Source organism: Burkholderia cepacia ATCC 25416, assembly GCF_001411495.1.
Classification (GTDB): domain Bacteria; phylum Pseudomonadota; class Gammaproteobacteria; order Burkholderiales; family Burkholderiaceae; genus Burkholderia; species Burkholderia cepacia.
The window spans coordinates 59,709-80,326 of sequence record NZ_CP012983.1 but is presented as its reverse complement, the minus strand read 5'-3'; the positions used below and the strand labels follow the sequence as shown (position 1 = coordinate 80,326).

The following is a 20,618-nucleotide window of genomic DNA, read 5'->3' as shown; positions in this document are numbered from 1 at the left end:
GCCATGTCCGCAAGATCATTCGCCTCATTCGTGCTGATGCTGCTGCTTGCGGCATGCGGCGGCGACTCGGATTCGTCGGTGCCGGGCGGCCCGGTCGCGGCGGCTTCGGCGCGCGCGTCGCAAGCCGCCGCGTGGAAGCCACTGGTGCCCGGCACGAGCTGGCAATGGCAGATCGACGGCAACACGATCAACGAGAAGGTGCTGGACGGCGTGAACAACGCCCGCAAGATGTACGACGTCGACATGGAACTGACCGATGCCGGCACGATCCAGCGCCTGAAGGCGAAGGGCATCACCGTCGTGTGCTACATGGAGGTCGGCGGGCGGGAAGACACCCGTGGCGATGCCGGCAGGTTTCCCGACAGCGTGCTCGGTTACCCCGTCGAAGGATACGAGGATCACGAACGCTGGCTGGACATTCGCCAGACCGCGATCCTGATGCCCTTGATGCTGGCGCGTCTCGACATGGCGAAGAAAAAGGGCTGCGACGGCATCGAGCCGGACCTCGACGACAGCTATCGCCAGGAAACGGGTTTTCCGCTGACGCGCGACGACCAACTGCGGTACAACACGGCGCTGATCGCCGCCGCGCACGATCGCGGGATGTCGATGGGCCTGAAGAACGGCTCGGGTATCGCGGCCGCGATGGCGAAAGTGGCCGACTGGGCGCTCAACGAGCAATGCAACAGGTTCCACGAGTGCGGCAGTTACGCGAGCTTCATCGCGCTGAACAAGGCCGTGTTCAATGTCGAGTACACGCGCCCGGACGGCATGACGCTCGCGGCTTTCTGCCCGGCGGACAACCAGGCCGGTTTCGACGGCATTCTGAAACTGTCGAGCGACACGCTTTCGGCGCTGCCGCGCGCGGCCTGCCGGTTCGAGTGAGCGGCGGGACGCAGCCGGGTGCCCTCCGGCGTGCCGGCGAAGCGCGTGCGCGTGCGGCACGCGCTTGATGCAGGTCAACCGCGTTTTCCATGGCGGCCCTACAGTCGATTCGAGCGCTCGGACGCCGCGGCACGTGACCGCGCGTCGAATGCGGGAAGTCGGCCGTCATACGGCCGGATTGGCGTCGAACGGGTTCGTGCTACCCGACGGCGAGCGGAGCGCGATGTGTTGCGGGGCGGTCGAGATGAAGCAACGGGTGTGGGCAGTCGGCGTGCTGCTTGCGTTGGGTGCGTGCGCCGGAGTGGAGCGGAACGCGGCCTTCCGGTCGACGGAAACGCAATTGTTCGCGACGCGCCAGGCCGCGGCGCTGCAGTGTTCGACACCGGCCGAATGCGACCGCGCATGGCGCCTTGCGCGCCGCTACGTCGAAGGGCATTCGTCGACCCGGATCACCCGGGCCGATGCAGACACGATCGAGACGGCGCCGCCGTTCCTGGCCGGCGAAGTCTATTTGTGGGCCTCGCGCACCGCATCGGGCGGCGGCGCGGCGGTGATCCGGCTCAAGGCGATGTGCAAGGGCATGTACGGCAGCGATGGCGGCCCGGGGTGGCGGTACGACGCGTGCGCGACGAAGATCCTCGACATCGAGCGGGGTTTCCGGGCCGACGTGAGCCAGGCGCGTTCCCCCGACGCGCCGCAGCCGGTCGCGCCGCGCTGATCCGGCATCTCGTGCCCGTGCGCCCGCGCGCCTCCACGTGATTTCGAACCGTTGACCTCCGTCAACGCCCGCGTCCGGCGAACGCCGATGATGACACCCATCCGCACGCCGCCGGCGCGTCGGTTCATCCAGCGAGGTCGGTATGTACACGAACATCATGGTCGCCGTGGACGGCAGTCCTTCATCGAAACTGGCGCTCGACGAAGGTCTGAAGGTGGCGCGATCGTACGGCGCGCGCCTGTTCGCCGTTTTCGTCGTCGACCGCTCGCTTCTGGTGACGTACGCCGGACGAATGGATCCGGACGCGCTGCTCGACGAGGTTCGGCGCGACGGCGCGGCGGTGCTGCGCAGCGCGGAACGGGCGATCTCGCATGCGGCGGTCAACGGCGACACGGAAATCGTCGAGACCGAGCCTGGCCAGAATGTCGCCGAACGGCTGCAACGGTACGTCGTCGAGCGCTCGATCGATCTGGCCGTGATCGGCACGCACGGCCGCCGCGGTGTCCGGCGGTTGTTTCTCGGCAGCGTCGCGGAGCGTTTCCTGCGCGGATCGAGTTGCCCGGTCCTGCTCGTACGCGCCGGCGATGCCGCCCCGGCCGCGGCGGCGGCAGCCTAGCGTTTTCGCGCGCGGCGCCTCGCGGCGAGGACGCGGGCAGCACCCGGGGCACCGCCAGCCCGTGCCCACCCATGCGCAACCTGCACAGGTGACCATCATGCAGATCTCCTTTCCTTGCGAACATCCGACGTATTGCAGCCAGGATCCCGCGCTGGCGTTTCCCGCGCTGGTCGAAGGCCGCCGTGTGCACTGCGCGATCACCGCGGAAGCGCTGGAGGATCACTTCCGCGCGGCATCGCCGCGTGAACAGGATCTCGTGGAGGCATTCGCCCGTCATCGACCCGCGATCGAGCGCGCCGCGCGTTGCCTGCTCGAGGAGATGGGCGGCCGGCCGATCCTGCTCCACAGCGGCTATTTCCGGTTCTGCACCTGAGCGTCCGCTCCCGTTGACGCGCGTCAAGCCCATGCCGATGCGGGCAGTTACGCTGGAATCCTGACGATCGTTCGTCCGTTGCCCGGCACACGGTGCCGCGCCAATCCGATCTTCGTCATGGCTTCGCGCGGGCGGGACGAAAGCGCGGGCCGCATGTCAATCGCTCGAGGAGTACGAACCATGAGCAATGTCACACGGTACGATCCGTTTTCGATCGAACCCGTCGCCGACCTGTTTCAGGGCCTGTTCAGGCCGCTGCGCGGGATGACGCTGGCGGACGAGCCCGATCTTGCATCGATGAAGATCGACGTGACGGAAAGCGACGATGCGTACAAGGTCAACGCGGAGCTGCCGGGCGTCGCCAGGGACGACATCGACGTTCAGGTGACGGGCAGTACCGTATCGATCAACGCGAAAATCCAGCGCAACAGCGAGCAGAAGGAAGGCGAGCGCGTGATCCGGCGCGAGCGCTATAGCGGCGCGGTCAGCCGCTCGTTCTCGCTGTCGGGTGAAATCGACGACGCGAAGGCAACGGCGACGTATCAGGACGGCGTGCTGTCGCTGACGCTGCCGAAGAAGGCGCCGGTCGCGCAGAAAAAGCTGACGATCGGCTGATCGGGCGGCAGGCCGCGGGTGGCGCCGGCATGCGCTGCCCGACAGGAGGAAACGGCGCGCGGAGCGATCCGCGCGCCGTTTCGTTGAAGCGGGCGCCGGGGCGCTCACGCATTCGATGCGGCACCGCCTGCGCGGTAGCCGACCGTCTGCGCGAGGATCGGCAGCTCGTCCTCGTTCAGCCGCAGCGCGTCGGCCAGCACGCGATGGTTGATCCAGCCGCGCACGACCGTGCCGAGGCCGGCGCCCGCGCAGTAAAGCGACACGTTCTGCGCGATGGCGCCGGCCGCGATCGCCGAGAACACGTCGCGCTGCTGCGGCGGCATGTCGAGGATCGCGGCGGTCCGCACGACGTAGACGAGATCCAGCGGCGCGCGCCCGACGAAGTCCTGGTAACCCGTCAGGTTGCGGGCATCCACGGCGTGTTTCAGCACGAGCCGATGCGCGGGCGCGTCGTAGCGATAGACGCCGTACGGCAGCGCGACGTACACGTCGATTTCGTTGAACGCATGCGCGGACGGCGCCGTGCGGCCGCCGCCGACCGGCCGGTTGACGCCGTCCGCGGCCCACAGCATCGCGCCGAGCGTCGCGGGCGGCAGGGGCGTGGCGGCGAATTCGCGGGAACTCATTCTTGCCGCGAGTGCGGTCATCAATGGCGGGCCGCCGTCGAGGTCCGGGTACGGCAGGTCGATGAGGGGCGGGGATTCGCCCTGTGGCGATACCGGCCCTGCCGGTGGTGTCGGCGAATAGGCCAACAGTTGCTGTTCCGTCATGTGAGTCTCCTTGGAGCATCGCCGTGCTTGCCCGGGGCGTCGCGCATCGGCGATCTCACGATAAGTCTGCCGGGCCGCGCCGGCTTGACCTCCGTCAAGCGGCGCACCGGCAGGCCGCGATGCGCGTCGAGCGGCGTCCGTTGACCTGCATCAGCGATCCCCGGCCGTGCATGTGCAAATCTGGGCATATGCGGCGGACAGGCACGCCGCGGCTCACAGGAGTGCAGGCGATGAAAACCGACAAGCAACTGAAGCAGGACGTCCAGGACGAACTCGAATCCGACCCGGCGATCGACGCGACACGTATCGGTGTCGAGGTCGTCAACCGGATCGTGACGCTCTCGGGTCACCCGCCGAGCTATGCGGAGAAACTGGCGATCGAGCGTGCGGCGAACCGCGTGGCCGGCGTCAAGGCGCTCGTCGTCGACATGACCGTGCATTTGCCGGACGACGACGTCCGCACCGACGAGGACATCGCGAATGCCGTGCGCTCGGTTCTGCACTGGACGGTCGGTCTGCACGACGACGCGGTCAAGGTGCAGGTCGAACACGGCTGGATCACGCTGTCCGGCAGGGTCGACTGGGCGTACCAGAGCCATATGGCCGTGCGGGCGATCTCGCAGATGCGCAGCGTGACCGGCGTGACCGACCACATCGCGGTGCAGGGGGCGGTCGGGTCGGCCGACATCGGCGGCAGCATCAAGCGCGCGATCATGCGCCACGCGGAGCGCGAGGCGAAGCACATCGCGATCGAGGTGCACGACGGCACCGTGCGGCTGTCCGGCAAGGTCGGTTCGTTCTCCGAGCGCAAGGCTGTGCGCGGTGCCGCGTGGTCGGCGCGCGGCGTGCGTGCGGTGGTCGACGACCTGGTTGTCGAGTAAGCGCGGAACCCGGCAACCGGATGGGCAGTCCGCGCAGTTGAAGGAGGGAAGCCGGATGACACTGTCAGGCGAGGTACACGACGCGGACTGGTCGGTGACGATCGAGACGATTGCCGCCGAAGCGGGCGGCTACCGTTGCAGGATCCACGTGACGTTCACGTCGCCGGATGGCGCATGCGAGCGCACGTTCGCGCACAGCCGGAACCACGATACCGAGCGTGAAGCCGCGATCGACGGGCTGCGCGCCGGAATGACCTGGGTCGAGATGAGGAAATCGAACACGTTCACGGTCTGACGCCACGGCGCACGTGAACGTGTCTCCCGTGCGTCGACGTTTCGTTCGTCATCCGATGCAACGAGCGCCGCGTCGCATGGGTATCGGTGTGCCTACCCGTCCGCGCGGTCGCGGTCGGCAGGCGGCGGCGCGGGGTGCGCAACCGGTTCGTCGTCACGCGCATGTTCGCGTTGCCGCCGGACATGATGCGCGACGGCGTCGGTCACGGTCGGAAAGAAGCTGGCGGGATCGAACGCGTCGAACAGCCCGTAGGCGCGCAGGCGATCCTTCACCGGCCCCTTCATTTCGGCGAAGTCCAGTGCGATTGTCTGCGCGCGGAGTTCCTCGCAAAGCGCCACGAGCCGGTCGGCGGCGCTGACGTCGATATCCGTGACGGGCTCGGCCGCGATGACGATGCGCGTGACCGGAGACGCCGACGATACGATGGCCGCGTGCAGATGCTCGCAGAAAATCTCGACGTTCGCGTAGAAGAGCGGCGCATCCCAGCGGAACAGCAGGAGCCCCGGCGTCTGCACGGCGTCCGGATGGCGCGCGATGTCGTGATAGCCGCGCACGCCGGCCAGCCGGCCCAGCACCGCATCGTACGGATGCCAGGCTCGCCACACGAACGACAGCAGCGACAGCGCGCTGGCGAGCAGGATGCCGGGCACGACGCCGATGCCGACCACGCCGGCAAAGCACAGCACCGCAATCAGGCATTCGCCGCGACGCATCCGGTACAGCCGGACGACGCTGCGCACGTCCGCGATGCCGAACGCCGCGTACATCACGACGGCGGCCAGCGCCGCGCGCGGGACACCGGTCAGGAGCGTCGGCGCGGCAACGAGCAGGATCGCGATGCACGCCGCCGCGACGAGGTTCGTGACCTGGCTCTGCGCGCCCGCGGCAATCGCGACGGGCGTGCGCGATGCGCTGCTGCTGACCGCGCAGCCCTGCATCATGCCGGCCAGCAGATTGGCGGCGCCCAGTGCGACCAGTTCCTGGTTGCGATCCGGCGTTTCGCCCGAACGTGCCGACAGGGCGCGCGACAGCATGCTGATGTCGGCGAACGACACCAGCGCGACGGCGACGGCGCCGGACGCGAGCGCGCCCAGGTCGGCGACGGAGACGACCGGCAGGTGCGCCACGGGCGCGCCGGCCGGCAACGTGCCGACCGTCGCGATGCCGTGCAGCGGCGACACGTGCGCGACCACGGTCGCGGCCAGCACCGCGATCAATACGCCGGGTGCGCGCGGCATCACCCGTTTCATCAGGAAAATGGTGGCGAGCGCACCGATGCCCAGCAGCGCGGCATCGGTGGAGAACCGGCCTTCGGCGAGGGCGTGCACGATGGGCGGCACGCTGGAGAACACGTCGCCGCCCGCCGCGGGCATGCCGAGCAGTTCCGGCAACCGGCCGATCGCGAGCGCGATCGCGATACCGTTCAGGTAGCCGTACTGGATCGGACGTGACAGCAGGTCGGTGACGAAGCCGAGGCGGAGCGTGCCGAGCAGGATGCAGATCGTGCCGGCCGACAGCGCCATCGCGCCGGCCAGCGCGATGGCGCGCTGCGGGTCATGGTCGGCGAGCGGGGCGATCGCGCCGGCGATCAGCGCGGCCAGCGCCGAATCGGGGCCGAGGACGAGGATCCGGCTCGGGCCGAGCAGCGCATACGCGAGCAACGCGGCGATCGACGCATGGAGGCCCGTGACGGCGGGCAGGCCGGCCGCCTGTGCATAGCTCATGCCGACGGGCACCAGCACGGCCGACAGCGCGATGCCCGCATACAGGTCGCGCGACAGCCATGCGCGCCGGTAGTGCGTGAGCAGTGCGATGCCCGGAAACAGGTGGGCGACGTGTTCGGAAAGGTGCCGGTTCATCGCGGCTTCATCCCGGAGACGTCCGGGCGAACGGGATGGACGGCTTCGGCAGGCGCGTGGTGACCGGGCCGCCGCCGTCGCGCCGGATGCCGGCGGCGCGGCACGGCTGCGGGCTTCAGGCGGCCTTGAGTGCCGACAGTTGCAGTGCCTGCGCAAAGCGGGCCAGCGTGGCGATCGAGCCCGTCACGCTCTCGTACCGCTCGCGCCCGATCTGTCCGTCGAGGATCACGAGCATGCCGGCGTCGCGCGCCAGGGCGACGAGCGCCTGCGTGTCGAGCGCGGCAGCGTCAGGCCGGCGGGCCTGGTCGCCCGAATCGGGAAGCGGGGTAGCGTGTGTCATGACGGCTCTCCTGATGGCCCGGAATCCGGCTGGCGCGCAGCCGCGATCCGTGATTTCAGTATCGTTGCCGCGCCCGCGCGATTCAATCGGCATGCCCCGAAGCTGCGGTAGGAATCGCGCGGAGCGCGTCGGCAGATTCCTACACGGCACGCCGCCGTGCATACCAGCTTCCGATCGCGCGCCAGATGTCGGGGGCGGATTCGCAGTACGTGAACAGGTCGAGATCGCGGCGATCGATCATCCCCTCGTCGGCGAGGAAGGCCAGGTCCACCGCGCGGCGCCAGTACGCCTCGCCGACGAGGATGACGGGCAGCGGCGGGATCTTGCGCGTCTGCAGCAGCGTCAGGACCTCGAACAGCTCGTCGAATGTGCCGTAGCCGCCCGGGAAAAACACGGCGGCTTTCGCGCGTTCGAGCAGGTGCAGCTTGCGGATCGCGAAATAGTGAAACCGGAAACCGAGACCGGGCGTGATGTACGGATTCGGCGCCTGTTCGCGCGGCAACTCGATGTTCAGGCCGATGCTCGGCGCGCCGAGTTCGTATGCGCCGCGGTTCGCGGCCTCCATGATGCCGGGGCCGCCGCCGGTGACCACGGCGAGCCGCGCGGCGCGCGTGCAGCGGTCGGCGTGGCCGACGATGCGCCCGAATTCGCGTGCGACGCGGTAATACGCGCTGTGCTCGACGAGCCGGCTCGCCGCCGCGACGGCGCGGCGCCGGCCCGCATCGTGCGGACGCTGCGCGAGCAGGCGATTGGCTTCGTCCAGCCGGGCATTCGCGACGGCAGGGGCGACGATGCGCGTACTGCCGTAGATCACGACGGCATGGCCGATGCCTTCGCTCTGCAGGCGCGCCTCGGCTTTCCAGTAGTCGAGCTGCAGCCGGATGCCGCGCATGCTCGCGCGCTGCAGGATGGTGGCGTCGTCGTCGGCAGGCGTGCGCTTCGGGCGTTGGGCGGGACGCCGCGCGCGGCGCGGGCCGGGCCGGGCGCTGTCGTCGTTGCCGGCGAGCGCATCGGGCCGCGTACGTGCGCGTGTGCCGCGCGTGTCCGCCGGCGGCGCGCCGGGTGCGGCACGGCGGCGCGCGTTGCCTCGTACCGTACGGGCGGGTAGGCGTTTGATGGCGGTCGGCATGCGGTGCGGGCCGGCGGGCCGGCTACTGGCTCAGCACCCATTGCACGAGCTGATGCGCATCGTCGGCGGACAGCGGGCCGCCGCGATCCTCGGCGGACGGCATCGGCGTGTCGCCCCAGTGCACGCGGCCGCCGACGCGCAGCTTGCGTTCCAGTTCCGCGGCGGCCGCCGGATCGCCGCGATAGCGCTGCGCGATCTCGTGGAACGACGGCCCGAGGAACCTCATGTCGGGCGTGTGGCAGAACATGCAGTGCTGCGCGTTGACGAGATCGGTCGGCTCGGGCACGGCCGTCTGCGCGGCGGCCGGGCCGGCCGCCGCAGCGATCGCGCAGAGGGCGGCGAAACGCAGGAGGTTCATGTTTTTATCCTCGTCCGGGTCGGAGGGGGCGCACCTTGCCTCGCGGCGCGATCAGGAGACGACTTCGTCGAGCGGGCGGCGCGGCGAATGCGGTGTATGCGGGCCGCGCCCGACGCGCAGCAGCAACTGCGGCTCGCCGCGCAGCCCGAGCATGTGGCGCAGGTGGGCGCGCAGCCCGGCCGTCTCGATCGGCTGGTTCAGGTAGGACGCCGTATGGCCCGCGCGCGTCGCGACGAGCAGGACGCGCTCCAGCGCCTGTCCGGCGGCGAGCCACGCCTCGCGATCGTCGCGTACGGTCGACAGGCAGACGATCAGCGGCGACGCGCCGACGAGCTGGTGATGCAGCGCGGCGAGCCCGTTGCCGAGATCGAACGTCCGGACCGCCATCGTCACGACGGGCGCCGCGAAGTCCAGCAGCGTCGGCACGCCGGCCGCGAATGCCGGCATGCCGTCGACGTGCCGGCGCGGATCGATCCAGCTCGCCAGCTCGCGCCGGAAGCGCGGATCGGCGAACTGCTGCCGGTCGGCCTCGGCGACGAGCTCGGCCACCCGTGCGCGGTGCGCGATCGCGTCGACACAGGCGACCTCGACGCCTTCCGCCGCGCCGGCCGCGATCAGCTCGCGCTGGAGCGTGTCCGGAACGGCCGTCGATTCGAACGGCGCGCGCGTCGTCACGCGCTCCGGAATCGCATCGAACAGCGCGCCGAGCGACGCGTCGGAATAGCCGTCGTCGCAGACCCGCACCAGTGCGAGCAGATCGGGGTCGACTTCGGAGGGAAACGTGCTGATCGTGTGGGCGAGCCCTGCGTGGTCGAGCGCGACACGCAGGTTGAGCAAGGCGGCGCCGCAACTGATGATCAGCTCGCGATCGAACGGATCGACCACCGGCAGCGCACGGACGCGGTCCGCGCAGACCGCGATCGTGGGCCCGTCGACGATGAACCGCCACGGCTGCGAGTTGTGGCTGGACGGGGCCAGCACCGCATAGGCCAGCAGCGACTTCAGATGCGCTTCGGGATGCGCGCTTGCGGCAAGTGGGGGAACGGCTGTCATTCGATCATCTCCTGGTCGCCGGGCCGGCGGCGTCATGCCACTTCATCGTGTCAGCAACCGGCCGGCCGCCGTTGACCCACGTCAAGCGCCCGTCACTGCGCCATGCGCGCGCGGCGCGTGGCGACTAGCCTTGGATCGTGACGCGCGCGAACACGATGGCGAGGGGAGGCGAGCATGCTTGCGATGATGTTTGACGGCACGACGCCGCATTTGCGCGAGGCGCGCGTGCCGGATCCGCTGCCGGCGCCGGGCCAGTTGCTGATCGACGTGCACGCGTGCGGTGTATGCCGGACCGATCTCCATGTCGTCGACGGCGAACTCGCGCACCCGAAGCTGCCGCTGGTGCCGGGGCACGAAATTGTCGGAACGGTGCGCGTGCTGGGTGAAGGCGTGACGGGATTCTCCGTCGGCGACCGGGTGGGCGTTCCATGGCTGGGCTCGACCTGCGGGCATTGCGCGTACTGCGCGTCCGGCCGCGAAAACCTGTGCGACAGCCCGGGATTCACCGGTTACACGATCGACGGCGGTTATGCCGAGTGCGCCGTTGCCGACCATCGCTATTGTGTGCACCTGCCGCGGCGCTATTCCGATCTCGAGGCCGCGCCGCTCCTGTGCGCCGGCCTGATCGGTTACCGAACCTTGCGCATGGCCGGCGATGCGCGTCGCGTCGGCATCTACGGCTTCGGCGCGGCCGCCCATCTCGTCGCGCAGGTCGCGCATTTCGAGGGGCGGAAGGTGTTTGCGTTGACGAAGCCCGGCGACACCGTCGCCCAGCAGCTCGCGCTGTCACTCGGTGCCGCATGGGCCGGCGGCAGCGACGAAACGCCGCCGGAACCCCTCGACGCCGCACTCGTCTTCGCGCCGGTGGGCGCACTGGTGCCGGCCGCGCTTCGCGCGGTCGACAAAGGCGGGATCGTCGTATGCGGCGGCATTCACATGAGCGATATCCCGGGCTTTCCGTACGCGTGGCTGTGGGGCGAGCGCCGCATCGCGTCGGTCGCCAACCTGACGCGAGCGGACGCGGCCGCGTTCATGCGGATCGCCGATGCGATGCCGCTGCGGGTCGAAGCGGTGCGTTACGCGCTGACCGATGCAAACCGCGCACTGGACGATCTGCGCGCGGGGCGCGTATCCGGCGCCGCCGTGCTCGGCATGCGCGGCTGATCCCGCTCGACATGCCCGCACCGCAATGCGCTCAGATGCGCCCGAGGCCGTCCGAATCGACGATGCGGATCTGCTTGCCTTGCGCGGCGACGAGCCCCTTGCGCTGGAACTTCGACATCATGCGGCTGACCGTTTCGAGCTTCATCCCGAGATACTCGCCGATCTCGTCGCGCGTCATCCGCAGCACGAATTCGGCGGCCGAGTAGCCGCGCGCCTTGAAGCGCGTGGACAGGTTCAGCAGGAAGGCGGCCACGCGCTGCTCGGCGGTCATCGTGCCGAGCAGCAGCATCTGCGCGGATTCGCGCACGATCTCGCCGCTCATCATCTGATACACGTGATGCTGCATCGGCCGAACGTCGCGGCACATCTGCTCGAGCTGGCCGAACGGAATGATGCAGACGGTGCTGTCCTCGAGCGCGATTGCGTCGCCGTTGTGCCGCCCGGTGTGCACGCCGTCGAGCCCGAGCGATTCGCCGACGATCTGGAAGCCGGTGATCTGCTCGTCTCCGTCGCGATGCATCACGATGGTCTTGAACGAACCGGTTCTGACCGCATAGATGCTGTTGAATGCGTCACCCGCGCGAAACAGCGTTTCGCCGCGCCTGACGTGCCGCGTCGTGCAGATCATCGCGTCGACGCGCGCGAAATCGTCAGGCGAAAGATCGGGCGGCATGCACACGGTACGCAGCGCGCACGTCGAGCAACGGGACGCGGCGCGCTTCGGCTGGTCCGCCCGTTCGACGGGATGCAGCGGGATGAACGGACGTGACGGTTGTAACGGGTGTAACGGGTGTAACGGCATGGTCTGCGAAACATCGGCATGGCTTTGCATGATCGGCTCCAATTCCTGGGCCAGCGGCGAATCGCTGTCGGGCAGGATCGCGCTGGCCGTCGTACCGGCGGCCTTGGTGTCTGCCGCCTTCCTGATGGGGAACCACACCGGACGGGCCAGGAGACCGAAACCGGTCTCGGGGTTGAGGGGGCCTTTGCTCCGGGTGGCACGCTGGCTTGTTTTTCTTGATACGCAGTATGGATGGCGCGGCGCTCGACGGAAATCAGCCGGAATTGAAGATGCGGTAGGACACGTGGAAGCGTTGTAGGGCGTTTCCTACAAAGGGGGCGGCATCTTGCCGCGATCTTGCCGCCCACGCGGCCGGTGGCAGCGGGATCGTCGGCGCAAGCAGCCGGCTGCCTGGCGGCCGTCAGAGTTCGTCCGGGTCGTCGAACAGCTTGTGGCGCATCGCATAACGCACGAGCGCCGTGTCGTTCGGCATTTGCATCTTCTCGAGAATGCGCGTCTTGTACGTGCTGACGGTCTTGACGCTGACGCAGAGCGCCTGCGCGATTTCGGAAATCGACTCGCCGGTGGTGACGCGCCGGAAGACGTCGAATTCACGGTCGGACAGACGCTGGTGCGGCAGGAGATCGGTCGGTTCGTTCAGGCTCTGCGCAAACTGTTCGGCCATCGTCAGGCTGACATACACGCCGCCGGCCGCGATCTTGGTCAGCGCCGCGACCAGCTCGGCGCTCGCGCTCTCCTTGGTCATGTAGCCGGATGCGCCCGCGCGGAACGCGCGCACCGCGTATTGCTGCTCGGCGTGCATCGTCAGCACGAGGACATGCAAGGCCGGTTTCTCGTCCTTGATCTGCTTGATGAGTTCGACGCCGTTCCGGCCGGGCATCGACAGGTCGAGCACCAGCACGTTCGCGGCCGTGCCGCGTACGAGTGCGATCGTGGATGCGCTGTCGCACGCCTCGCCCGCGACCTCGAAGCCGCTTGCGTTCTGCAGGATGTGCCGCAGGCCGTCCCTGACGAGGGCATGGTCGTCGGCGATGAGTACCCTGATCATGACAGCACATCTCCTTGCTGGATGGCGTGAAGCGGCAACGCCACGGTAATCGTGAATCCCGTTCCCGGCCGGTTCTCGATCGTCACCGTGCCGTCGAGCATGTGCGCGCGCTCACGGATGCCGATCAGCCCGAACGACGTGGCCAGGCCGAGCGCCAGCGTCAGCAGCGCGGCGAGGGTCGCGGATCGCGCGGGCCGGACCCTGCGCGGAGACGGCCCGGCCTTGAAGGCGGGCACATGGACTGTCATTGCCGTTCATCCTGACGGATTTCGCCGGCGGCCGGCGGGCCGGACGCGGGGCACGGGAAGCGGGGCCGGCCGAAACTGCGATATCGCCCGAAATCGTGCGCGTTTTGTCCGGATTCGCCAATCGGGACCGATGCGTACGCCTGTTTCCGTGCGGGCTTGACCGGCGTCAACCGGACGATGCGCGTCGGGCCCAGACTGGTCTGGCATGCCGGTCAAATCCGAACGGCAACGGGGAGGTTCCATGTATGCACGGATCTTTGCGGCACTCGACGGCAGCCGCGCTTCGCGACTCGCGCTCGACGAGGCGATCGCGCTCGCCCGCGATTCAGGCGGCCTGATCGTCGCCGTGTGCGTGGTATCGGACGCGCCGAGGGTGGCCGACGTCGACAGCGGCTATATCGGCCAGCGCGACCCGGCGGGGCTGGATGCGGACAGGGCCGCGATCGCGGTGGCGGACGCGGAGACCGCGTTTCGCCTGTGCGGCGTCCGCGGCACGGCACACACGCTCGACGCGTGCGGCGAGGACGTGTCGTCCGTTCTGGCGCGGGCCGCCGCCGAATGCGACGCGGAGCTGATCGTGATGGGCACGCACGGGCGGCGCGGCGTGCGCCGCGCGTTGCTCGGCAGCGTCGCCGAATCGCTGGTGCGCACCGCCGACCGGCCGGTGCTGGTCGTGCGGGAGGGGCAGGGCGCGTGTGCGGCCGTGTTGTGACGAAAAGGGGGCGGCCGCAAGCGGCTGCCCCCTTTTCGACGGCTCAGTGAGACAGCAGCACCGGCACCGTCATCGTCTCGAGGATCGTGCGTGTGGCGCCGCCCAGCACGCGTTCGTGCATGCGCGCATGGCTGTACAAACCCATCACGAGCAGGTCCGCGTGCAGGTCGGTCACCCGGTTCAGCAGCGTCGCGCCCACGCCGACCGACCGGTCGCGCGGCGTCGTGGAGAACGACGCGCGAACACCGTGCCGTTCGAGATACGCGGCGACGTCGACGCCCGCGGGCGTCTTGTCCGGGTCGGGCTGCCCGCGCACGACCGTCTCGACGTTGACGAAGCGCGCGCGGGCGAGCAGCGGCAGCGCATCGGCCATCACGCGGGCGGCTTCGCGCCCGCCGTCCCAGCCGATCAGCACGTTCTCGCCGATCGTTCGCACGTCGCCCGCATAGGGCACGACGATCGCCGGGCGGCCGCTGCCCATCACGACATCCTCGACGAAATGGCGCGCGACGTAGGTCATGCGATCGTCGGGGTCTTCCTGGCCGAGCACCAGCAGATCGGCGTGACGCGCGTGCAGAATGGCGGCGGCGGTCGCGTCGCCGGCGGGGGCCTGCCATTCGACGCTGCGTCCCGCGCGCTCGGCGACCGTCAGGAATTTTTCCTCGGCTTCCTTGCGGCGCTGCTCGCACAGCCGCTCGTACACGGCAAGCTTCAGCGGTTCGTCGGGCCGCCGCAACGGCTCGAACAGGTCCTGGCAGACCACGTAGAGGCCGATCAGATGCGCGTTCCAGCGCGCCGCGAGTTCGAGTGCGAGGCCGACGCGCGTCGCGCAGCGCTCGCTGTCGTCGAGGTGGACGAGCAGGGTCTTGTAGCTCATGACGGCTCCTTTTCGGTTGATGCCGCGGCGGTTTCGGCGGGTTTCTCCGACGGGCAGTTCGCCGGAATCATCAGGATGGGGCAGGTGGCCAGGCGCAGCACGCGCTCGGCCACGCTGCCGAGGAAGAGGCGCTGAAAGCCGCGCCGGCCGTGCGTGCCCATCACGATCAGGTCGGCCCCGGTTTCGTCGGCAAGACGGACGATCCGGCGCGGAATGTCCTCGCCCGCGGGCTCGACGTTGGAGATCTGCGGCGTGCCGGCCACGTCGCGCGCTTTCAGGCGTCGCGCCGCGTCGTCGGTGACGCGCAGCCCCTCCTCGCGGAAGGCATCGACGAGGATCGACGGATCGTATCCGTACGTGTCGTAGGCCGGCACCAGGAAATCGACGACGTAGACGGGGGTCAGCCGCGCACCCGTCTCCGCCGCGAGCGTCAGCGCGGCGTCGAGTGCGCGGGACGACGTGTCGCTGCCGTCGAGCGCAACCAGAATGTTCGAGTACATGGCATTTCCCTTGAACGGATGTGGATGAGGTCATCATCGGCGCGTGCGTGCCGACGGCGCTGATCTGGATCAAGCGGCGCGGTTGCCGCGCGGCACGCGCACCGCGGCGCGTGCCGCCGGGCACGACGCGATGGGCAATGGCGCCCACCGTGATGTGCGGCAACTGCACACGGATCCACGTCGCGATCCGCGCAGGCATGTCGCGACAGGGATCGCTCGTGCCGAGCGGCATCGCATCGGCCGGCTCAGTGCGACATCAGCACCGGCAGCGTCATCGACCCCAGCACCGTGCGCGTGGCGCCGCCCATCACCAGTTCGCGCCAGCGCGGATGGCCGTAGGCCCCCATCACGAGCAGGTCGGAACCCGTTTCGTACGCGCGTGACAGCAGCGTGTCGCCGATCGACGCGCCGGCGCCGGTACCGATGTCGAGCACGTTCACGTCGTGCGCGTGGCGTGCCAGCATCAGCGCGGCATCGGCGGCCGGAATGCGCGTGGTCGCCGCCTCCGAATCGGCGTCGACCACGGCGGCGACGGTCGTGCGCTTCGCATGCTCGAGAAACGGGAGCGCGTCGTGCGCGGCACGGGCCGCTTCGCGGCTGCCGTCCCATGCGACGAATACCCGCTCGCCGATCGACGGAAATTCTCCGGTGTACGGCACGAACAGCACCGGGCGGCCGGCGGACAGCACCAGGTTCTCCGGAAACTGGTCGTCGATAAAGGTCTCGGGATCGTTCGGGTCGCTCTGGCCCGCAATCACGAGATCGGCGAGTCGCGCGGCGCGCAGCACGGCCAGATTCGCGCGTTCGTCCGCGTGAACCCAGGTTGCCGGCACCTTGGCGCGGGCGGTCTCCGCATGGAACAGGCGCTCCAGCGCGGCGAGCCGTTCGTCGCGCCGCTCGCGGTGCTCGCGGAAATAGTCGGCGGAACCGGCCATCACGTAGAACGAATACGGCTCGGGCGTGTAGACCGCGAACAGCCCGGTGAGATGCGCACCGAAGCGCCGGGCGAGACGCAACGCGAACTCGAGGCGCGAATGCGCGCGGGCGCTCGTATCGAGGTGCACGACCATGCTTTTGTAGCTCATCGGAATCGCTCCATCGACGGGTGATCCGCCAGTGCAATCCAGTCTACGAAGCAGGGTTTCCGCGCGCTTGACTCAGATCAACGGCAGCCGAGCGCCGCGGCCGCACAGTGAGGCGGTCGCCATGCCGATGCCCGGCAGGCGGCACGAGGCGGATGCGAACCCGTTGACCGGATCGAAGGAGGGAACACGATGAGCGCCCATGCTTTGACGACACCGAACGACGCCTGCCGCGCGGGATGCGATCTTGCATTGCGCATGGCCGCGCTGAACCGAGGCTGGCAGCAGGAATGGCATGCGCTCGCGGGGCGCTGCATCGAACGGGACCGCGACGCCGTGCGCGGCCTGCAGCAGGCGCTCACGGCTACGAACGAGTGGACGGCCTTCGGTGAAGCGGCCCGGCTGGCGATGCGCGACTACACGGTCGCCACCGTCGCGATCTGGCAGGACGCCACCGAGCTCTGCATGCGCGGGCAGTTCGAGAGTGCCGGCGCGTGGCGCACGTGGCTGCGCGAATACGGCCCCGGCGGGCTGGCGCGCTACCAGACCGACTGGCTGCCCGACCTCGGGCGGCTGGCCGTGATCAACGAGGCCAGCATGCCGTGGCGCGACTGGATGGCGGCGTTCGAGCTCGGCATCACGGAGGCCGTCGGCGCGAGCGACGGCGGGCCGGTGGCCATGCGACTGCCGGACGACCACCTTGCCGCGCGGGAGCACGATCATGTCCGCTAGGCGCGTCGCGTTCGTCACGGGTGGAATGGGCGGCCTTGGCGCCGCGATCAGCCGTTGCCTGCACGACGCGGGCATGACGGTGGCGGTGTCGCACACCGAACACAACGACCACGTCGCGACGTGGCTCACGCAGGAACGCGACGCCGGCCGCGCGTTTCATGCGTACGAGGTCGACGTTGCCGATTACGATGCGTGCCAGCACTGCGCGGCACGCGTGCTGGCCGAATTCGGGCGCGTCGACGTGCTCGTCAACAACGCCGGCATCACGCACGATGCCACCTTCGTGAAGATGACCAAGGGCATGTGGGATGCGGTGCTGCGCACCAACCTCGACAGCATGTTCAACATGACGAAGCCGTTCGTGCCCGGCATGATCGACGCGGGCTTCGGGCGGATCGTGAACATCGGGTCCGTCAACGGTTCGAGAGGTGCGTACGGGCAAACGAACTATGCGGCCGCGAAGGCCGGCATCCACGGCTTCACGAAGGCGCTCGCGCTCGAGCTTGCGCGTCACGGCGTGACGGTCAACACGGTCGCGCCAGGCTACCTGGATACGGCGATGCTCGAATCGGTGCCGAAGGAAGTGCTCGACACGAAGATCCTGCCGCAGATCCCGGTGGGGCGTCTCGGCCGCCCCGACGAGATCGCCGCGCTCGTCGGCTTCCTGTGTTCCGATGCGGGCGCATTTGCGACGGGCGCGGAATTCGATGTCAACGGCGGCATGCACATGCAATGACAGCCTCCGTCATCCGTGCACCGTTCACGCACGAATCGAATCCGCCGCCGGATCGGGGCGGGCAGGCGTCGCGTTCCGCCGAATGCCCGGCGGGAACGACTTCGCCTGCCGAACAATGGAACCGCGCAGCGCATGCGACCGTCGCCGCGATGACCTTCGGGCTGTCACCCGTATCGCTGGCGCTGGCCATGCTCGATTGGGGCGCGCATCTGGCGGTGTCGCCGGGGAAGTGCTTCGAGCTCGCGACGCAGGCGTGCACGGCCGCCGTTGCACCGGCGGCAAACCGGCGTGAGGGCGACGCCGACGCTGCGGACATGAGCGGCCTTGCCGTGCATGCCGGCGAGGCCGATCCGCGCTTCGCCGTGCCGGCGTGGGCCGGCTGGCCGTTCAGCGCGTATCGCGACAGTTTCCTGTCGATCCAGCGCTGGTGGCGCGACGCAACGCGCGGCGTGCCGGGCGTCGAACGGCACCACGAGGAACTGGTCGGGTTCGTCGCGCGTCAATGGCTGGACGCGTGCTCGCCGGGCAACTTCCTGGCGACCAATCCGGTCGCGCTCGACGCGACGATGCGCAGCGGCGGCGCGAATCTCGCGGCAGGCTTCCGGAACTGGCTGGACGACGCGAGCGCGTTGCTCGATCGCACGAGCGGCACGCGGGCCCGCGACACGCGCACGTATCTGCCGGGACGCGACGTGGCGATCACGCCGGGCCGCGTCGTCTGGCGCAACGCGCTGTGCGAGCTGCTGCAATACGACCCGACGACGCCCGCCGTGGCACGCGAACCGATCCTGATCGTGCCGTCGTGGATCATGAAGTACTACATCCTCGATCTGCAGCCGCACAACTCGCTGATCCGCTTCCTGGTCGACGCGGGCTACACCGTGTTTGCGGTGTCGTGGCGCAACCCGGGCGCGGAGGCCCGCGACGTCGGGCTCGACGATTATCTGCGTGACGGGTGCATGGCGACGCTCGACGCCGCCCGGTCGATCTGCGGCGAAGCGGTCCACGCGGTCGGCTATTGCCTGGGCGGCACGCTGCTGGCGATCGGCGCGGCGGCGCTCACGCGCGACGGGCGGCAACACGACGCACTGCGCTCCGTCACGTTGCTGGCGGCCCAGACCGATTTCAGCGAACCCGGCGAGCTCGGCCTGTTCATCGACGCGAGCGAACTGTCCGCACTCGACGCGCTGATGTGGCGGCAGGGTTACCTGGACGGCGCGCAGATGTCCGCCGCGTTCGAACTGCTGAACGCGCGCGACCTGATCTGGTCGCGGATGATGAGCGAATACCTGCTCGGCACGCGCACGAAGCCCAACGACCTGATGTCGTGGAATGCGGACACCACGCGCATGCCGTATCGGATGCATTCGGAATACCTGACGCGGCTCTTTCTCGACAACGATCTCGCGGCCGGCCGCTACTGCGTCGACGGGCGGCCGGTCGCGTTGTCGGATCTCGACGTGCCGACGTTCGTGGTCGGCACCGAGCGCGATCACGTGTCGCCGTGGCGTTCCGTCTACAAGCTCCACCTGCTCACGCACCACGCGCTGACCTTCGTGCTGACATCGGGAGGGCACAACGCGGGCATCGTGTCCGAACCCGGCCATGCGGGGCGCCACTATCGATGCGCGACCCGCGAACCCGGCGCGGCCTACCGCAGCCGGCACGATTTCGTACGCGACACGCCGGCGGTCGACGGATCGTGGTGGACCTGCTGGCGCGACTGGCTGCACGCGCGCTCGTCGGGCGACGTGCCGGCCCGTACGCCGGCCGCGGGGTTTGCGGCGGCGCCCGGCACCTACGTACTCGAAACATGAGCGAAAACCCGCCGCCGGAGGGGCTCGACGACGCATGCCTGCCCGGCTTGCTGCCACGCCCGGACGGCGCATTACCCGAGCTGATCGCGCGGGCGCGCAACGCGGCGCCGCTCGTCGTCGCCGTCGTGCATCCGTGTGACGCGACCAGTCTCGTTGCGCTCGCGGCGCTGCGCACGTCACCCCTGGGGGCGGCGATCGAACCGCTGATCGTCGCGCCGCGCGCCAAGGTGCAACGCGTGGCGAACGAGGCGAGTGTCGATCTTTCGAAGTGGACGATCGAGGACGTGCCGCACAGCCATGCGGCGGCGGCCCGCGCGGTCGAACTGGCGGCGGCCGGCCGCGCCGGCGCGCTGATGAAGGGCAGCCTGCACACGGACGAGCTGATGGGCGCGGTCGTCGCGGCCGGTTCGGGCCTGCGCACCGACAAGCGCATGTCCCACTGTTTCCTGATCGAGGCGCCGGCGTATCCGCGCCCGTTCATCCTGACCGACGCGGCGGTGAACATCGCGCCGGATCTCGCGCAGAAAGCGGCCATCACGCAGAACGCGATCGACGTCGCACATGCGCTGGGCGTTGCCTGCCCGCGCGTGGCGGTGCTGTGCGCGGTCGAAACCGTCAATCCGGCGATGCGCTCGACGCTCGATGCGGCCGCGCTCGCGAAGATGGCCGAGCGCGGCCAGCTCACGGGTGCGATCGTCGACGGCCCGCTCGCGTTCGACAACGCGATTTCGCTGCGGGCGGCGCACGACAAGGGGATCGATTCACCGGTAGCCGGCCGCGCCGACATCCTGGTCGTTCCCGATATCGAAGCCGGCAACCTGCTCGCGAAGCAGCTCGAATACCTCGGGGGTGCCGTCAGCGCAGGCATCGTCGTCGGCGCACGCGTACCGATCGTGCTGACGAGCCGTGCCGACAGCGTCGCCGTCCGGATCGCTTCGTGCGCACTCGCGACGGTGCTGGCGCAGGGGCGGCATCACCTGCAGTCCTGATGAATGAACCCGCAACCCT

The 20,618-nt window shown here is 69.2% G+C and carries 24 protein-coding genes and 1 pseudogene; 13 read left to right on the top strand and 12 right to left on the bottom strand.

Annotated features, from left to right (window positions below):
- Positions 1 to 3 precede the first annotated feature (3 nt).
- The 5 genes from APZ15_RS32785 (at position 4) to APZ15_RS32765 (ending at position 3,207) form a co-directional block, all read left to right on the top strand.
- The gene (locus APZ15_RS32785; protein ID WP_080981921.1) at positions 4 to 885 is read left to right on the top strand and encodes an endo alpha-1,4 polygalactosaminidase; all 882 of its coding nucleotides are present in this window, start codon (positions 4 to 6) and stop codon (positions 883 to 885) included.
- Positions 886 to 1,225: 340 nt separating this feature from the next.
- Positions 1,226 to 1,603, top strand: coding sequence for a hypothetical protein (locus APZ15_RS32780; RefSeq protein WP_306304910.1), 378 nt, complete (start codon positions 1,226 to 1,228; stop codon positions 1,601 to 1,603).
- Between the two features lie 142 nt (positions 1,604 to 1,745).
- Positions 1,746 to 2,219: a universal stress protein gene (locus APZ15_RS32775; RefSeq protein ID WP_027792288.1), complete on the top strand. Its 474-nt coding sequence runs from the start codon at positions 1,746 to 1,748 to the stop codon at positions 2,217 to 2,219.
- 97 nt (positions 2,220 to 2,316) lie between these two features.
- Complete coding sequence (locus tag APZ15_RS32770) at positions 2,317 to 2,592, top strand: DUF1488 family protein (RefSeq protein ID WP_027792289.1); 276 nt, start codon at positions 2,317 to 2,319, stop codon at positions 2,590 to 2,592.
- A gap of 180 nt (positions 2,593 to 2,772) precedes the next feature.
- A complete protein-coding gene (locus tag APZ15_RS32765) occupies positions 2,773 to 3,207 on the top strand; it encodes an Hsp20/alpha crystallin family protein (RefSeq protein WP_027792290.1) in 435 nt (144 codons plus the stop codon).
- Positions 3,208 to 3,311: 104 nt separating this feature from the next.
- Here APZ15_RS32765 and APZ15_RS32760 read toward each other — a convergent pair whose 3' ends face one another.
- Entirely contained in the window at positions 3,312 to 3,977 is a 666-nt protein-coding gene (locus APZ15_RS32760) for a nitroreductase family protein (protein ID WP_027792291.1), read from the bottom strand.
- A 230-nt stretch (positions 3,978 to 4,207) separates the two neighbouring features.
- On the opposite strand from APZ15_RS32760, the gene APZ15_RS32755 reads away from it, so the two are divergent.
- On the top strand, positions 4,208 to 4,858 hold the full coding sequence (locus APZ15_RS32755; protein ID WP_027792292.1) for a BON domain-containing protein: 651 nt from the start codon (positions 4,208 to 4,210) through the stop codon (positions 4,856 to 4,858).
- A 55-nt stretch (positions 4,859 to 4,913) separates the two neighbouring features.
- Complete coding sequence (locus tag APZ15_RS32750; RefSeq protein WP_027792293.1) at positions 4,914 to 5,153, top strand: hypothetical protein; 240 nt, start codon at positions 4,914 to 4,916, stop codon at positions 5,151 to 5,153.
- A 92-nt stretch (positions 5,154 to 5,245) separates the two neighbouring features.
- On the opposite strand, the gene APZ15_RS32745 is transcribed toward APZ15_RS32750, so the two are convergent.
- The 5 genes from APZ15_RS32745 to APZ15_RS32725 form a co-directional block, all read right to left on the bottom strand.
- The gene (locus APZ15_RS32745; protein WP_049096443.1) at positions 5,246 to 7,012 is read right to left on the bottom strand and encodes a SulP family inorganic anion transporter; all 1,767 of its coding nucleotides are present in this window, start codon (positions 7,010 to 7,012) and stop codon (positions 5,246 to 5,248) included.
- Between the two features lie 115 nt (positions 7,013 to 7,127).
- Positions 7,128 to 7,352, bottom strand: a complete 225-nt coding sequence (locus APZ15_RS32740; protein ID WP_021159371.1) for a hypothetical protein — start codon at positions 7,350 to 7,352, stop codon at positions 7,128 to 7,130.
- Between the two features lie 139 nt (positions 7,353 to 7,491).
- On the bottom strand, positions 7,492 to 8,481 hold the full coding sequence (locus APZ15_RS32735) for an LOG family protein (protein ID WP_027792295.1): 990 nt from the start codon (positions 8,479 to 8,481) through the stop codon (positions 7,492 to 7,494).
- A gap of 22 nt (positions 8,482 to 8,503) precedes the next feature.
- Positions 8,504 to 8,839, bottom strand: coding sequence for a c-type cytochrome (locus APZ15_RS32730; RefSeq protein WP_021159373.1), 336 nt, complete (start codon positions 8,837 to 8,839; stop codon positions 8,504 to 8,506).
- 51 nt (positions 8,840 to 8,890) lie between these two features.
- The gene (locus APZ15_RS32725; RefSeq protein WP_027792296.1) at positions 8,891 to 9,892 is read right to left on the bottom strand and encodes an Acg family FMN-binding oxidoreductase; all 1,002 of its coding nucleotides are present in this window, start codon (positions 9,890 to 9,892) and stop codon (positions 8,891 to 8,893) included.
- A 174-nt stretch (positions 9,893 to 10,066) separates the two neighbouring features.
- Between APZ15_RS32725 and APZ15_RS32720 the strand changes: the two genes are divergently transcribed.
- Positions 10,067 to 11,056: a zinc-dependent alcohol dehydrogenase family protein gene (locus APZ15_RS32720; protein WP_027792297.1), complete on the top strand. Its 990-nt coding sequence runs from the start codon at positions 10,067 to 10,069 to the stop codon at positions 11,054 to 11,056.
- Between the two features lie 31 nt (positions 11,057 to 11,087).
- Here the strand turns inward: APZ15_RS32720 and fnr are convergent, their stop codons facing one another.
- The 3 genes and pseudogenes from fnr to APZ15_RS42835 form a co-directional block, all read right to left on the bottom strand.
- Positions 11,088 to 11,888 carry a fumarate/nitrate reduction transcriptional regulator Fnr gene (gene fnr, locus APZ15_RS32715; protein WP_027792298.1) on the bottom strand — a complete coding sequence of 267 codons (801 nt, stop codon included), beginning with the start codon at positions 11,886 to 11,888 and terminating at the stop codon, positions 11,088 to 11,090.
- Between the two features lie 370 nt (positions 11,889 to 12,258).
- Complete coding sequence (locus APZ15_RS32710; protein ID WP_027792299.1) at positions 12,259 to 12,906, bottom strand: response regulator; 648 nt, start codon at positions 12,904 to 12,906, stop codon at positions 12,259 to 12,261.
- Positions 12,903 to 13,043, bottom strand: a pseudogene (locus APZ15_RS42835) (ATP-binding protein); the annotation flags it as partial. The pseudogene APZ15_RS42835 and the gene APZ15_RS32710, both read right to left, overlap by 4 nt.
- Before the next feature lie 352 nt (positions 13,044 to 13,395).
- Here APZ15_RS42835 and APZ15_RS32700 point away from each other — a divergent pair.
- The gene (locus APZ15_RS32700) at positions 13,396 to 13,866 is read left to right on the top strand and encodes a universal stress protein (protein ID WP_027792301.1); all 471 of its coding nucleotides are present in this window, start codon (positions 13,396 to 13,398) and stop codon (positions 13,864 to 13,866) included.
- 43 nt (positions 13,867 to 13,909) lie between these two features.
- On the opposite strand, the gene APZ15_RS32695 is transcribed toward APZ15_RS32700, so the two are convergent.
- The 3 genes from APZ15_RS32695 to APZ15_RS32685 all read right to left on the bottom strand — a co-directional run bounded on the left by APZ15_RS32695 (position 13,910) and on the right by APZ15_RS32685 (position 16,328).
- On the bottom strand, positions 13,910 to 14,743 hold the full coding sequence (locus APZ15_RS32695) for a universal stress protein (protein ID WP_027792302.1): 834 nt from the start codon (positions 14,741 to 14,743) through the stop codon (positions 13,910 to 13,912).
- On the bottom strand, positions 14,740 to 15,243 hold the full coding sequence (locus APZ15_RS32690; RefSeq protein WP_027792303.1) for a universal stress protein: 504 nt from the start codon (positions 15,241 to 15,243) through the stop codon (positions 14,740 to 14,742). Before APZ15_RS32690 ends, APZ15_RS32695 begins: the two co-directional genes overlap by 4 nt.
- Before the next feature lie 245 nt (positions 15,244 to 15,488).
- Complete coding sequence (locus APZ15_RS32685; RefSeq protein WP_027792304.1) at positions 15,489 to 16,328, bottom strand: universal stress protein; 840 nt, start codon at positions 16,326 to 16,328, stop codon at positions 15,489 to 15,491.
- 189 nt (positions 16,329 to 16,517) lie between these two features.
- Between APZ15_RS32685 and APZ15_RS32680 the strand changes: the two genes are divergently transcribed.
- Genes APZ15_RS32680 through APZ15_RS32665 form a run of 4 tightly spaced genes read left to right on the top strand, consistent with a single transcriptional unit; the run spans position 16,518 to position 20,599 of the window.
- Positions 16,518 to 17,057: a hypothetical protein gene (locus APZ15_RS32680; protein WP_027792305.1), complete on the top strand. Its 540-nt coding sequence runs from the start codon at positions 16,518 to 16,520 to the stop codon at positions 17,055 to 17,057.
- The gene (locus APZ15_RS32675) at positions 17,047 to 17,793 is read left to right on the top strand and encodes a beta-ketoacyl-ACP reductase (RefSeq protein ID WP_027792306.1); all 747 of its coding nucleotides are present in this window, start codon (positions 17,047 to 17,049) and stop codon (positions 17,791 to 17,793) included. The genes APZ15_RS32680 and APZ15_RS32675 overlap by 11 nt, the downstream gene beginning before the upstream one ends.
- Complete coding sequence (locus APZ15_RS32670; RefSeq protein WP_027792307.1) at positions 17,790 to 19,610, top strand: PHA/PHB synthase family protein; 1,821 nt, start codon at positions 17,790 to 17,792, stop codon at positions 19,608 to 19,610. Before APZ15_RS32675 ends, APZ15_RS32670 begins: the two co-directional genes overlap by 4 nt.
- The gene (locus APZ15_RS32665) at positions 19,607 to 20,599 is read left to right on the top strand and encodes a bifunctional enoyl-CoA hydratase/phosphate acetyltransferase (RefSeq protein ID WP_027792308.1); all 993 of its coding nucleotides are present in this window, start codon (positions 19,607 to 19,609) and stop codon (positions 20,597 to 20,599) included. Before APZ15_RS32670 ends, APZ15_RS32665 begins: the two co-directional genes overlap by 4 nt.
- Positions 20,600 to 20,618 lie beyond the last annotated feature (19 nt).